Below are 13,849 nucleotides of genomic sequence, written 5' to 3'. Positions count from 1 at the left end.
CCGCTCCGCCAGCTGCTTGAGGAGCGCTTCGCGGCGCACGGGGCCCCTCTGTGGACTATCCGGACAGCCGCCTCCAGTTCCCTCTTGACTGTCCATGTAACGCTCGCGCCTCCGGTGTCCGTGTAGTGCTCCTCGATGTCCAAACCGCTCTGGTGATGGAGAAGGCCGTCGATGACGTGGGGTGCCTCGCTGGCAGTCGCTGCGATCACCTTTGTGTGGAAGGGGCCGTATTGATCGGAGACGTGGGTGTAGAAGGCGATGCCCGGCTCGTTCCCATGATGGGCATTTACATCGCCGACAGCTTCGCCGCGTCCGCCAGCACGGTAGAACTGCCCATCGGAGGATGACGTGCGGCCGTCACCCCAGACGGCAGCCAACGGCAAGGCTCGGTGCGTGTCGATGATGCGGGCGAGCGCCACCATGTAGGTGTCGTCGCGGACGTGCCAGTCGTGCATCCAGGCCAGTTGCCGCATGGATGATCCCCGGCAGGCTTCCGACATCCGTGACAGGCCGAGGTTGATGCCGTCAGCCAGGACAGCGGTCAACGCCGCCGCCCGGTCGTCGGCGGGTCGGCCACTCCGTTGGTGCGTGAAGCAGCCGGAGAAGTCGGTCCAGCCATCCACCTCCTGCAGAAGGTCGGTGATCTTGACCCGTGGCATGAGATCGTAAGCTCGGCGGCCAAGGTCTTCGGCCTCTGGTGGGGTCGTGTCCCGGATCGGTGTGACGCGGAGTTCGCCGTCGGACAGGTCGACATCTTCAAGCAACCCCTCCTCGGCAAGGTCCGCCACTTCGGCAACGATCCGGTCGAGTTCCGCGCCTCTTCCAGCAAGGTGGCCGTCGGCGCTGCGTGGAACGGCCACGGGCAACGCCCCCTCCTCGCAAAGGATATCGAAGGTCGGACGCGGCATGAGGCAGCTCTCGAAATCCCGGTACTGGCGGCTCCCCTCCACCCAGACGTCGCCTGCCCGCAACCGGTCACGCAGTTCGGACAATGCGCAGATTTCGTAAGCTTTCCGGTCGATGCCCTCCTTCTTGATGACGAAGGGGCGCCAGGAGCGTCGGATGAAGCCGGTCGGTGGCTTCTCAGGCAGAGTACGGCGCCCGGCGGCGTACATGACCCGAATGGTGTCGAGCGCCCGCAGCAACGGCGTCACCGATTGACTGCCGAGAAAGCTGAAGCGATTGAGGAGCGTGGGGGCAAAGGCTCGAACGGTGGCGTAGCGGCCAAGCATCTCGGTGCGCGGGTCAGCGATCTCCGGCTTCGCCAGGGCTTCGCTGTCGGTGACGCATTTCATGAAGCGGAACCAGCCGACTCCTTGGTCGACGGCCTCGTAGGGATCGGCGCCGGCCTCCCGCGCGCCGATCACCGCCTTGCACGCGGTCAGCAGCACCCGCAGTTGGATCTGGGTATCGCGAACGGAACGCAGGGTGTTTTCCGCCGTCCGGCGCTCGGCCTTCCGTGCCAGACTGCCGATCAGCTTGTCGAACATCGACAGGGTAACGTCGGTCAGATCCATCTCCAGCCGGATCGCGGTAGCTGCGAGCACAGCACGCCGACGCGACGTCGCCAGATCCTGAAGATGCTGCGGCGTCATCCGCAGGCCTTCGGCCGCAAGCCGCTCGAACGCGACCTCCGGCACGCGTCCGCGCAACGACCGGTCGATGCCGAGTTCCTTCAAGGCGGAAAGGCGCTCAATGACCGCCAGCATGTTGCGGGCGGTGGGGGCCGCCGGCACACGGCGCAACCAAGCGAGCATCGTCGCTTCGGTGTCGGCCCGCAGGGTCAGCAATCGGTCCAGCGCGTCGATTGTGCGCTGGTCGATACCATCGACAAGGGCACGATGCAGAACCCGTTCGGCCCGGCCACGAGCCTGATGGAGCATCAGTTCCAGGATCGCTGCCGAAGGGATCAGAATGCGACGGCGCCGGAACTCATCGATCAGGGTGGTCGCCAGAATGATCGGGTCCCGTGCGATCTGTGCCTTGGAGGTCAGCCAGGCCGCGAGGTCGCGAAAGAGGGTTCGATCAAAGGCACGGTGGCCGGTCCGTGCCATGATCGTGGCAACCTGCTCGCGCCGGTTCTGGTCACGTCGACTGTAGGCGATGAAATCGTCGGGCTCGGCGCCCACCTGCCGGGCGACGAACGCCAGCAGCGCGATGGGCGGGCGCTCGTCCGGCCCGGGAATCCGCCCAGGATGATGGAGATAGCAGAGCAGAATGGCGCAGCCCAGGCGGGTGTGCGTCGTGCGCCGGAGGGTGATGATGTCGAGATCGTCCCTGCTGAGCGTATAGTGGCGCACCATCGCGCGTTCGTCGTCCGGCACCGCCAGGAGCCTTGCCCACTGGTCCTCGGTCAGCAGTCGCCGGCGCGCCATATTTCCAATCTCCCATTACCTCGTTTTCGGGAGAGAATAGTGATGCGTGTCTGCGGGTGTCACGGAGTGAGCTGACCCAAACGCCACTTCCGGTCTTGGTCCGGGTAGCGGCAGAACAGGAAACTGTCATAGGACCGATCAAGAACCGGAGGCAGTACCCTTGGGAGTTTGAAGGGCAAATGCCCGGTACAGCGTCGATGCATGGACATTGAGAATTCTGGCTGCCTCGCGGGGAGACCGCCCTTCATCGACTAGGCGTCGAGCGAGAGCGATCTGGTCAGCGGTCAACTTCGGTGGTCGGCCGAACCGCACACCGCGCGCTTTGGCAGCCACGCGCCCCGTGCCAGTCCGCTCGGCGATCAGGGAACGCTCGAACTCGGCGATGCCGGCGAACACGGTCAGGACCATCCGGCCGGCTGGCGAGGTGGTGTCGGCCCATGGCTCCGCGAGCGACCGGAGACCAGCACCGGCTCCCTGGAGTTGCTCCGCAATATCGAGAAGATCGCGGGTCGACCGGGCAAGCCTGTCGAGGCGCGTGACCGTCACAATGTCATCGGCCCGGAGCTGGTCGATCAGCCGGGCAAGCTGTGGCCGGTCGCGCTTTGCCCCGGAGGCCTTTTCCTCATAGATCCGGCGACAGCCGGCCGTCTGTAGGGACGCCCGCTGCTGCGAAAGATCCTGGTCGTCCGTGGAGACGCGCGCATAGCCGATGAGCATGGGGCATCCGTCGCAAAAGTCATCGCAGAACTCTTTCCTTTTGCGATAGACTTTTGCAACATCAAAAGCCCCAGGGATCCTGTGACCTTCGACGATAAGTGGCGGCCTTTCTCCAGCGCTATGTGGCGCCGATGACGTAGCTACCGGGCGAGGGTGCGGTAGACGGTCGGGCGCGAGACCGAGAACAACTCGGCTAAATCGCTAATCGAGTACTCACCGGTGTCGTGCATACGGCGCAGCTCGCGCTGCTGCTTTTCGGAGAGCTTGGGCTGTTTGCCGCGGAGTTTGCCGCGGGCGCGAGCGATCGCCATCCCCTCGCGCGTGCGCAGGCGGATGAGGTCGGCCTCGAACTCGGCAAACGTGGCGAGGATGTTGAAGAACATCTTCCCCAGGGGATCCGCCGGGTCGTAGACGCTCGAGCCGAGCGCAAGCTTGACGCCACGGGCGACCAGCTCATCGGCGATGGCGCGCGCGTCGGGAACCGAGCGCGCCAGCCGGTCAAGCTTCGGCACAACGAGCGTATCGCCGGCGCGCACGGCGGCGAGCGCCTGGTCGAGCCCCGGCCGGGCCCGGTTCGTGCCGGTCAGTCCATGGTCGGTGTAGATGCGCTCGGGTGGTACGCCGAGGCGCTCAAGCGCTGCCCGTTGGGCAGCGAGGTCCTGCTTGTCGGTCGAGCAGCGGGCATAACCGATGGTGATCGCGGACATGGCCGAAGCGTACGATAAGGGCCCCTTCAATGATAGGATCATCGTACCATTTCAATGAGACGGGAAGCTCCGTGATCCGAGCGGCATGGTCGGCACGGTGCGCACCGTCCGTTGAGCGATCCCCTTGCGGACGGCGGGGGAGCGCCGGTTTCGGGAGACGGCCATGGCTCCGGAGAGGACGACGGCCTCGTTCGCGGCCCTAAACGAGGAGGGCCAGGCGCAGGCGATGGCGCGCTTCGCCGCCTTGCGGCCTCATCTCGAGGACGGCGTTCCCCTGGCGCGCGCGGCGGCTGACGCTGGCGTGCCGCTGCGAACGGCGCAGCGTTGGCTCGCCCGTTACCGCCGGGACGGGCTGGCCAGCCTCGCGCGTCGTGGCCGCAGCGATGCCGGCGCGCGTCGCGCGCCCGACGAACTCGTCACGTTGATCGAGGGCATGGGGTTGAAACGGCCGCGACTGTCGGCCGCCACCATCCACCGTCGGGTCTGCGACGTCGCCGCGGCGCAGGGATGGCGCGCGCCGTCCTACGGCACGGTCCACGCCATCCTCGCAAGCCTGGACCCGGCGATGGTGACGCTCGCGCTGGACGGACCAGCCGCCTACTGCGACCGTTACGAGCTGATCCATCGGCACCGTGCCGAGACGCCCAACGCGCTCTGGCAAGCCGACCACACGCTGCTCGACGTTCTCGTCCTCGACGAGGACGGGAAGCCGGCGCGGCCGTGGCTCACCACCGTAATCGACGACCGCTCCCGCGCGGTCGCCGGGTACCTGGTGTTCCTCGGCGCGCCTTGCGTGCTCAACACGTGCCTTGCGCTCCGTCAGGCAATCTGGCGCAAGGCCGACCCCGCCTGGCCGGTCTGCGGCGTGCCGGACGTCCTCTACGTCGACCACGGAAGCGATTTCACCAGCCGGCACCTTGACCGGGTGGCGGCGGACCTGCGGTTCCGGGTCGTCTACTCCGCCGTCGGCCGCCCGCAGGGTCGGGGCAAGGTCGAGCGCCTGTTCGGCACCATCAACACCGAGCTGTTGCCCGAGTTGCCTGGGCACCTTGTCAAGGGGAAGCCCGCCTCGACCCCGACGCTGTCGCTGGCGCGGCTCGACCGCGAGGTCGGCGCCTTTATCGCCGGCACCTATCATACCCGGATTCACGGCGAGATCGGCGAGACGCCCCTCGACGCGTGGCGCGGCGAGGGCTTCCTGCCCTGCCTTCCCGACAGCCTCGAGGATCTTGACCTCCTGCTGATCCTGCATGCTGAGCCGCGCCGCGTACGGCGCGACGGCGTCCGCTTCCAAGGACTGCGCTACGTCGCCCCGACGCTCGCAGGCTTCGTCGGCGAGGCGGTTACCGTCCGCTACGACCCACGCGACCTGTCCGAAGTCCGGCTCTTCCACCGCAACGCCTTCCTCTGCCGCGCGGTGAGCGAGGAACACGCTGGGGAGGTGGTGACGCTCAAGGACATCCAGGCGGCGCGACGTGCCCATCGCCGGTCCTTGCGTACGGCGATCAACGAACGTGTGGCAAAGGTCGCCGATTTCCTGCCCCGCCACGACCAGCCGTCGAGGCAAGCCCCGCCTCCGCGACCGGCGGCGTCATCGGCCCGGCCACGGCTGCGTGTCTACGAGGAGGATGATCCGTGACCGACGGCGAGCGGGAGGGTGCGTTCATCGCGACGAAGGAACACCGGCGCTTTTCCGAGTTCGCCGATGCCGTGCGCAAGCACCGCTACATCGGCCTCTGCTTCGGCCCTGCCGGCGTCGGCAAGACCTTGTCGGCGCGGCGCTACGCGAAGTGGGACGTTGCCGAGCCTCTGCTTATTGAATGGGGACCACGCCAACCCTCCGATGCGAAGGTGTACGCAGCGATCGCCGGCACCCGAACTGTTTTCTACACGCCCACGGTCTGCTGCCCGTTCCGCGAGTTGCGCGACGGCATTGCCAAGCTGATCTCGCGTGCGGGCGTCTGCATTGACGAACATCTGCATCGCGATGACCTCGTCCGCACGGGAGCCCAGGCCAATCCCGCCGAGCTGCTCATTGTCGATGAGGCCGAGCGGCTCTCGACCGCCGCAGTCGAGCACCTGCGCGACATCTTCGACAGAACCGGCATGGCTGTGATCCTCATCGGCATGCCGGGCATCGAAAAGCGCCTGTCGCGCTACCCGCAGCTCTACAGCCGTGTCGGCTTTGCTCACCACTACCGTCCTTTGCAGGGCGACGAACTCACCTTTGTGCTCACCCGCCACTGGCGGCAGCTCGGACTTGCCCTCGACGAGGCCGACTTCACCGATGCCCAGGCGATGGCCTCGATCGCGCGGATCACGGGCGGTAACTTCCGCCTGCTCCACCGCTTGTTCGTCCAGATCGGGCGAATCCTGAAGATCAACGGCCTGTCGGTGATCACCGACGATGTGGTCGAGGCGGCGCGGAGTACACTCGTCATCGGCGCCACATAGCGCTGGAGAAAGACCGCCACTTATCTTCGAAGGTCACAGATCCAATCCGGCACCCACCTGTCGCGAAACTTAGGAGTTTCGCGAGGCAAGCAACCGTTGCGGTTTCGCCGTGAGGTCAATATTGCCGGACGTTCAAAGATTCCGAGCGTTCAAGCCGCTGGAAAGGGTGGCGGCAGCGCGCATGCGGAGCGGTTGGCGCCTTCAGCGCCATCGTCGATCTCGATTTGGCCTTCACATGCATCGCTGCAGCTGAACCCGTCTTCTGGCCCCATGCATAGAGGGGCAGATGTCCCTCGTGAAATGATACCGGGAAAGTTGAAGGARCTGTTCATTCCATCCGCCTCGGGAGGTGCCCAGGTTACAAATCCGTATAGAATCAGTGACCGCCCATTAAGACGACTTCGACTATCTTGTTTGACCGGCTGWGAGGATCAGAGACGGACATTTCGAGGAGRGATCGGGGGGCTGCGCCAATGAARATATTGATCATTGAAGACGATCCGGAAACGGCGGGCTATCTCCAGACCGGTCTGCGAGAACAGGGGCACAGCGTTGAATGCGTGGGCAACGGGCGCGACGGCCTGCTTCTCGCCGCGGGACAGCCGTTCGACGCTTTGGTCGTCGATCGGATGCTGCCAGGCCTCGATGGACTCTCGGTGCTGAAAACCTTGCGCGGTGCGGGGGTGAAGACGCCGGTGCTGTTGCTCACCGCCCTCGGTGGGATCGGCGACCGGGTGGAGGGGCTGGAGGCTGGAGGCGACGACTATCTGGTCAAGCCCTTCGCCTTTGCCGAGTTGCTGGCCCGTCTCAATGCTCTGGTGCGGCGTCCGCCGCTGAACGACGTCCCCACGGTGCTCCGGGTGGCCGACCTCGAAATGGACCTCCTGAAACGCTCCGTGACCCGAGGAGGCGAATCCATCGATCTGCAACCGCGCGAGTTCCAGCTGCTGGAGTATCTGATGCGCAATGCCGGGCGCGTGACGACCCGCACGATGCTGCTGGAGCATGTCTGGGACTTCCACTTCGATCCCAAGACCAACATCGTAGAAACCCACATCAGCCGCCTGCGGGCCAAAGTGGACCGCGGCCGCAGCAGAGAGTTGATCTGCACGGTACGCGGGGCCGGATACACCCTGAATGACGACCCTGCCTAGACTGTTCCGTACCGCCAGTTTCCGGCTGGCCGCCGCCTTCGCTCTCATCTTCGCGGTGTCGGCGCTGATCCTGGGGGGAGTGGTCTATTGGACCACCCACGCGGCGTTGGAGCAGCAGATGAACAGCCGGATCATGGCCGATCTTGACCGGCTCCGCGGTGAATTCCAGACCGGCGGTCAGGCGCAGCTCGCTGCCGAGGTGCGGCGCACCGCTGGCCGTCCCGGCGCGCTGCATGAACTTGTCGCCGATGCAGGCGGCACCATTCTGGCCGGCGATATGACGACGGTTCCTCAGCCGGGCTGGAGTACCATCGAACCGCACCGGATGCCCAGCGACGAGAGCGAACTCGTGGGGATCCGCACCCTGACGGTCCGGTTGCCGGACGGCACACTGCTGGCGGTCGGTGACGATCTTGAATGGATAGAGGATGCCGACGAGGCGATCTTCCACGCATTTTCCGTCGCGGTGCTGGTAACGCTCGGGCTTGGGATCGCCGGCGGTGCTCTGTTGAGCGTGGCTTTCCTGCAGCGGGTGGATGCCATCTCGCGCACGGCGGAAGCGATCATCGCCGGTGACTTGGCCAGTCGCATCCCGGTGCGGGGAACCGGCGACGACCTCGACCGGCTGTCGAATACGCTTAACCACATGCTCGGCCGCATCGCCGATCTGATGGAGGGGTTGCGGCAGGTGTCCAACGACATCGCCCACGATTTGCGCACTCCGTTGGCGCGGCTGCGCCAGCGTCTGGAGCGGGTGCGGACAACCGCCGCATCGACCGACGACTACGCGGTCGCAGTGGACGCGGCCCTGGCGGAAACCGACACGCTGCTGGAGACCTTCGCCGCGCTGCTGCGCATCGCCCAGATCGAGGGCGGCGCTCGACCGCCGGTTCGCGACCCGGTGGAGCTTCACGTCATCGTGGAGACAGTGGTCGAGGCCTTCACCCCCTCGGCCGAAGAGGACGGCAAGGTCTTGGTCAGTCCACGGTTCGACCCGGCGGTGGTCGCGGGCGACCGCGAATTGCTGACCCAAATGCTCGTCAATCTCGTTGAGAACGCCATTCGCCACACCCCGGCCGGAACGCGGATCGAGGTGGCTCTGGCCGCCGGTCCAGGAGTGGCGCGGCTGACGATCGCCGACGACGGTCCCGGTGTGCCGGCGGAAGAGCGCGGGTGCATTTTCCGCCGCTTCTACCGGCTGGAGCGGAGCCGCACCACCGATGGCAGCGGGCTTGGTCTCAGTCTGGTGAAGGCCATCGCGGACCGTCATGAGGCGACGGTGTCCGTGACGGACAACGGCCCGGGCCTGCGGGTCTCGCTTGACTTCAATCTCCGTGACGGCGCGTCTGCCCGGCCGGCTGGGGAATGCCCCCCGGTCACGACGCAGCATTCGAGGTGACGCAATGTCTGTCTCGCTCCACGACCTGATTCCCCAACTTCTGACCGGTTACGGTTATTGGCTGATCGCCGGTGTGGTTGCGCTGGAGAGCATGGGTCTGCCCTTACCGGGAGAGACGACGCTGATCGCCGGATCGATTCTGGCGGCGGCCTCCCCCGATTTCCGGATCGAGTTCGTGATCGGCGCGGCGGCTGCTGGCGCCGTGGTGGGGGACAATGTCGGATTCCTGATCGGCCGGCACTACGGCTACCGGTTGCTGATGCGCTATGGGTCGCTCATGCGGCTGACCGAACCGCGGCTTCGGCTTGGCCAATACCTGTTCCAACGGCACGGGGGCAAGGTCGTGCTGTTTGGACGGTTCGTTGCGCTGTTGCGGGTGCTGACCGCTCTGCTCGCCGGCGCCAATCGTATGTGCTGGCGGCGCTTCCTGATCGCGAATGCCTGCGGCGGACTGCTCTGGTCCATTGCGTTCGGTCTGGGTGGCTGGAGCTTCGGGCAGGCGTTGGAGCGCTATCATGGCCCCCTGGCGGTCGGTGCCGGCGGCATTGCCCTGGTCGCCGCCGTCGTGGGTTGGCGATATGCGCGGCGTCATGAAGAACGCCTGCAGCGTGCCGCAGACCGGGCCTTCGCCGATCACCGCCAGTCTCCCGAACTCACCCGAACGCTCCAGCCCTAGCCTTCGGCGTCACGCGCGAAGCGCCCCGCACCGCCCATCTGTCTGCCGGGGCTGTCATCACATCGAAACAAGTGGACATCGCTCATGGAAGCTCTGAATCGGCATTTGTTCCTCCTGCTGAACGCTCCGCCCGATCCGCAGGCTATGCTTCTGCTGCTGGCGCGCTTCCTGGCGGATGACGTGGTGGTGCTGGCGGCGGCGCTGATCGCGGTGCTGTGGGTGTGGGGACGGCACAACGGGCGTTCTGCCCTGGTCGGCGCCGGCTGCGCCCTGTTGACGGCGGCCCTGATCAACACGGTGATCGGCGCCTTCTGGCAGCATCCGCGCCCCTTCATGATCGGGTTGGGGCACCAGCTGATCCCGCATGCGGCCGACTCGTCCTTCCCCAGTGACCATGCGACCTTCATGTGGACGATCGGGATCAGCCTGCTGCTGCGCGGTTCCTGGCCGCGGCTGGGCTGGGGGATAATGGCCTTCGGCGTCGGCGTCGCCTGGGCTCGCATCTATCTCGGTGTTCACTTCCCGCTGGACATGGCTGGAGCGCTTCTGGTCGCCGCCACGGCATCGCTGCTGGTCGTTCCGGCCCGGCCCTTGGTTGATCGACTGCTGACGCCGGCCATCGTCCGGCTTTACGAGGGAACCGTGCGGTTGCTGCATCTGCCCGCTGCCCTGTTCCCGCTGGACCGCGGGTGAGGGCGTGGTGGGGCATCTTCTCGAAGCACTCGGATCGATCATCGCGTCGGTCATCGCGACGCTGGGGTATCCCGGCGTCGCGATGCTGATGGCGCTGGAATCCGCCTGCATTCCGCTGCCGTCGGAGGTCATCATGCCCTTCGCCGGCTATCTCGTCTCGACAGGACACTTCAACCTGATGCTGGTCGCCACCGTCGGCGCCATCGGCTGCAACCTGGGATCCGAGATCGCCTATGCGGTGGGACGGCGGGGCGGACGGCCGCTGATCCGGCGCTGGGGCCGCTACGTCCTGCTCGACGAGCATGACCTCGATCTGGCGGAGCACTTCTTCTCCCGGCTCGGCGGACCGGCGGTGCTGGTGGCCCGGATGTTGCCGGTTGTGCGGACCTTCATCGCCCTTCCCGCCGGAATGGCCGGCATGCCGAGGCTCCGCTTCCATCTCTACACCTTTATCGGCTCCTGGCCCTGGTGCTTCGGGCTGGCCTATGTCGGCTACGCGCTGGGAGAACGCTGGAACAGCGACCCGACGCTGAGGGACTGGATGCATCGCTTCGACGTTCTGGTGATCGTCGTGATGGCGGCGGCGGTGGCCTGGTTCCTATGGCGGCGACTGAGCACCCCGGCGAAGCCGAACCGTTGATCGCCCCCGTTGCCTGCCGGCACTCCGGTCCGAATTGGGCCGTACCGCTGGCGAGTTGCCGGTCTTGGTTGCCCGATCCAAAGGGTCTGCCGCCGGTCATGGCGAAGCCGCGGCCTCGATCTTACCAAACCGTATAGCGCTCGCCAAAGGCTGGTAAGCCAGCCCCGCCTAGGATCGTCCGTACCGGGGCATGGCGCCCTGCAACAGGAGCGATTCGTATGAAGACCGTCATGAAGCCCGCGTCTGCGATCTGTGCGGCACTGCTGGTGGCTGGCATCGGTTATGGCGCGCAGGCCGCCCAGAAGACCCATGAAGACGCCAGTGACCTGTCGGCGCTGTCGCAGGCGAAGATCTCGTTGTCGCAGGCGGTGACCGCCGCCGAACAGGAAACCGGCGGCAAGGCACTGTCTGCCGACATCCTGCAGGATAATGGAAAGGTGGCGTTCGGAGTCGAGGTCGCCAAGGACAAGGCGACCGAGACTGTGGTCGTGGACGCAGCCTCCGGCAGTGTTGTGAAGCGTCATGTCGCAAAGGGCGATGGTGAAGAACAGGAAGACAACGACGCCGAATGATCTTGATGCCGTCTGTGTCTGGCCCGGAAGGAGACTTCCGGGCCATTTTCTTTGGATCGGCACCGGCTCCGGCGCCCTTGAGGGCATGTCGAATATGCCGGCGGCCCCCTCCCGCACAACCACCGCCGACACATGGAAAAGCGCGATGGGAATGCCCACCGCGCCTCTTTCCTTCGGAATGTCCGGCTATTGGGTCGTCAGCCCCGTCAAACCGGCAGACGCTGATCGGCGCGATGGTCACTCAGCCATGTGTGCCGTTGCTGTCCATGGTATCGAGCAGGGTCGTCAATGCCTTCTTGCACGCGGCCACCGTCGGGGCGCTATCGCGCAAAGCCGACAGTGCCCCGTCGATGGCGTTGTCGACCGCATGCCACTGGCTCGGTGCTCGGGGCTTCAGGCCCGCTTCCGCCTCGTCCCATGACGTTTCAAGATCCTTGATGCGGATCTTCGCGCCCGCAAGGTCCCCTTTATCGACCAGGGCCGCCGTATCGACGACAATCTTGCGGAAGCCCGAGATGTCGCCCAGTCCGGCAGACGCTTCGGCCTGCGAAACCGCGCCTGCTACCGGCATGAAATATGTGACTGCCACGGCACCCGTGGCAACGAGCGCAACAGCGGTGAGTGCGATCCAGGAGTGTTTCATCGACGATCTCTGCTTTGCATGAAGGAAAGGATGATCAGGCTTCATCGCCTACGGATGCATTGCGATGCTGAGCGGTGGTGACGCTCACCATCGCCACCAGGGCCACGATGACGACCAGGAAGACGGCGCTGGTCATGATCGTGCCGAGCCCCAGACCACCGTACTGCTGGGCCTGCGACAGGAAATCGCCCAGCGATGCGCCAAGCGGCCGCGTCAGCACATAAGCGATCCAGAAGGTCAGGATCGGGTCGGCGCTGCGGTAGTAGGCCAACGTGACAAGCGCGATCAGCCCGCCGAAGACGAGCACGCCGAGCCGGAAGCCGAGTTGGAGCGCCTCGGTCGCAAGATCGCCGGCCGCCGTGCCCAGGGCGAAGGTGAAGAGGATCGCCGTCCAGTAGAACACCTCGCGACGGCTGGTGACGATGGTGTGGATCGACAGGGTCCGTTCAGCCGCATACCAAGTGGCGAAAATCGCCGCCAGGGCCACCGCGAACACCGTGGTGCTGACGTAGAGACTGACGTTCAGGCCGTCCGTCAGCGCATCCGTGATCTGGGTGCCGACGACGCTGACCAGAACGACGGTCAACCAGTAGATCCAGGGCACATAAGCCCGCGCACGCAGTTGCAGCAGCAAYGCGCCGCCCAGCAGCATGGCCATGATCCCGCCGGTCAGGCCGGTCCCCAGGCCGACATGGACGGCCAGATAGTCGGCCCCGGTTTCGCCCACCGTAGTGGACATGATCTTGATGATCCAGAAGATGAGCGTTACCTCCGGCACCTTGTTCAGCATACCGGTGCCGGACGCTCGTGCATCGTGTGTCGCGTGCATTGGATGGCTCCTTCGCATGTTCGCGGTGATTTCGCGGCTCGGAAGAAGCCTAGGGTCGGCAAGGTTCGCCGGCGGTGGACCCGATGTTGAAAAATCCCAATGTCGGAAGTGAGTGCCACCGGATCATACGCCGCCCGATAAAAGATATCCTGGTGGCGCCTCTTGTCCCTTACCGGCAGCCCACAGAAACCCTACAAATACCCAATGTTTGACCGAAGGAGGTGCGCGCCTCGTTTCTGATGTTGCGGATCATTTGCATTTTCAGGATGCTGCCCCTCCACAGCCCACGCCAGCTCGAACTCTCGAAGATAGGGAGGCGGACCGTCTATCTGCGGGTTTATCCGGAGGATCGTGTCGACGACACGAGGATCGGTGTTGCTCCGCCAGCCACTTGGCGGCTTGAGCAAAGGCGTCCGAGCCGAGGTGGTCGGCCTGGATGAGGGAGCGGTCGCCACGACGCTGCCCACTGGCGAACTGAGTGGCGGCTCATCGAAATGAGCGGCGGCAAACCGAAATGGGGCTAATCGACGGAGAGGTCATCGAAATCCTGTTGAAGGATTTCCTACTCGCGCCCTTTCGCGATCAGTGGCAACGACCACTTATTTGCCCGCCGCGATCGATGACCAGTGTGCTCTGCTGGTCCTCGCTTTTGATCGGCACGAAGCGCATGCTGGGGCGCTGGACGGCCGCGCAGATTGCCGCGGCATCTGCCCGGTTGTTCTTGTGACGCTTGACGGTGGGCTTCACCTACTGCGGCGGCATCAGGTCCCCCTTATGCCCGAGCATACTGATTTCTTGAGCCCGCAAATGTCCGCTGGCGCACGCTTCTATGCCGATCACTCAGGCGCCAAGCTGGCCAAGAACGTTAGCCGCCTTTATGCACCAGGGTGAATCGTCATTTGGCCGCTGAACGGGGATGTTCATCGGGAGGTTGCGAAGGCGCACGCCGTCGACGCCGCGATGATGGCGGTTTTTTGATGGGTGTGGGTT

The 13,849-nt window shown here is 65.2% G+C and carries 12 protein-coding genes and 1 pseudogene; 8 read left to right on the top strand and 5 right to left on the bottom strand.

The window, feature by feature from the left end:
• Positions 1-101: 101 nt before the first annotated feature.
• The 3 genes and pseudogenes from VH569_RS30040 to VH569_RS30030 all read right to left on the bottom strand — a co-directional run.
• Positions 102-2,375: pseudogene (locus tag VH569_RS30040) on the bottom strand (Tn3 family transposase); the annotation flags it as partial.
• A gap of 138 nt (positions 2,376-2,513) precedes the next feature.
• Positions 2,514-3,092, bottom strand: coding sequence for a recombinase family protein (locus tag VH569_RS30035; RefSeq protein WP_423320323.1), 579 nt, complete (start codon positions 3,090-3,092; stop codon positions 2,514-2,516).
• A 140-nt stretch (positions 3,093-3,232) separates the two neighbouring features.
• Positions 3,233-3,799, bottom strand: coding sequence for a recombinase family protein (locus tag VH569_RS30030; protein ID WP_423320321.1), 567 nt, complete (start codon positions 3,797-3,799; stop codon positions 3,233-3,235).
• 163 nt (positions 3,800-3,962) lie between these two features.
• Between VH569_RS30030 and VH569_RS30025 the strand changes: the two genes are divergently transcribed.
• The 8 genes from VH569_RS30025 (at position 3,963) to VH569_RS29990 (ending at position 11,387) form a co-directional block, all read left to right on the top strand.
• The gene (locus VH569_RS30025; protein ID WP_423320319.1) at positions 3,963-5,438 is read left to right on the top strand and encodes a Mu transposase C-terminal domain-containing protein; all 1,476 of its coding nucleotides are present in this window, start codon (positions 3,963-3,965) and stop codon (positions 5,436-5,438) included.
• Complete coding sequence (locus tag VH569_RS30020) at positions 5,435-6,253, top strand: AAA family ATPase (RefSeq protein WP_423320318.1); 819 nt, start codon at positions 5,435-5,437, stop codon at positions 6,251-6,253. Before VH569_RS30025 ends, VH569_RS30020 begins: the two co-directional genes overlap by 4 nt.
• A gap of 473 nt (positions 6,254-6,726) precedes the next feature.
• Positions 6,727-7,407, top strand: a complete 681-nt coding sequence (locus tag VH569_RS30015) for a response regulator transcription factor (RefSeq protein ID WP_109074839.1) — start codon at positions 6,727-6,729, stop codon at positions 7,405-7,407.
• Positions 7,391-8,806, top strand: coding sequence for a sensor histidine kinase (locus tag VH569_RS30010; RefSeq protein ID WP_423320316.1), 1,416 nt, complete (start codon positions 7,391-7,393; stop codon positions 8,804-8,806). The genes VH569_RS30015 and VH569_RS30010 overlap by 17 nt, the downstream gene beginning before the upstream one ends.
• Positions 8,807-8,810: 4 nt before the next feature.
• Positions 8,811-9,482: a DedA family protein gene (locus VH569_RS30005; protein WP_423320314.1), complete on the top strand. Its 672-nt coding sequence runs from the start codon at positions 8,811-8,813 to the stop codon at positions 9,480-9,482.
• An 84-nt stretch (positions 9,483-9,566) separates the two neighbouring features.
• Entirely contained in the window at positions 9,567-10,175 is a 609-nt protein-coding gene (locus tag VH569_RS30000; RefSeq protein ID WP_413342621.1) for an undecaprenyl-diphosphatase, read from the top strand.
• A gap of 7 nt (positions 10,176-10,182) precedes the next feature.
• Complete coding sequence (locus tag VH569_RS29995) at positions 10,183-10,815, top strand: DedA family protein (protein WP_423320312.1); 633 nt, start codon at positions 10,183-10,185, stop codon at positions 10,813-10,815.
• Positions 10,816-11,033: 218 nt separating this feature from the next.
• Positions 11,034-11,387, top strand: a complete 354-nt coding sequence (locus VH569_RS29990) for a PepSY domain-containing protein (RefSeq protein WP_423320311.1) — start codon at positions 11,034-11,036, stop codon at positions 11,385-11,387.
• Between the two features lie 241 nt (positions 11,388-11,628).
• On the opposite strand, the gene VH569_RS29985 is transcribed toward VH569_RS29990, so the two are convergent.
• Together VH569_RS29985 and VH569_RS29980 are read right to left on the bottom strand one after the other, a co-directional pair.
• Positions 11,629-12,030, bottom strand: coding sequence for a hypothetical protein (locus VH569_RS29985; RefSeq protein ID WP_423320309.1), 402 nt, complete (start codon positions 12,028-12,030; stop codon positions 11,629-11,631).
• A 34-nt stretch (positions 12,031-12,064) separates the two neighbouring features.
• Positions 12,065-12,859, bottom strand: a complete 795-nt coding sequence (locus VH569_RS29980) for a hypothetical protein (protein ID WP_423320307.1) — start codon at positions 12,857-12,859, stop codon at positions 12,065-12,067.
• Positions 12,860-13,849: the final 990 nt, after the last annotated feature.

Origin of the sequence: Azospirillum sp. 11R-A (assembly GCF_049472615.1) — a bacterium.
Classification (GTDB): Bacteria; Pseudomonadota; Alphaproteobacteria; order Azospirillales; family Azospirillaceae; genus Azospirillum; species Azospirillum palustre.
This window is presented reverse-complemented; position numbering and strand designations above follow the sequence as displayed.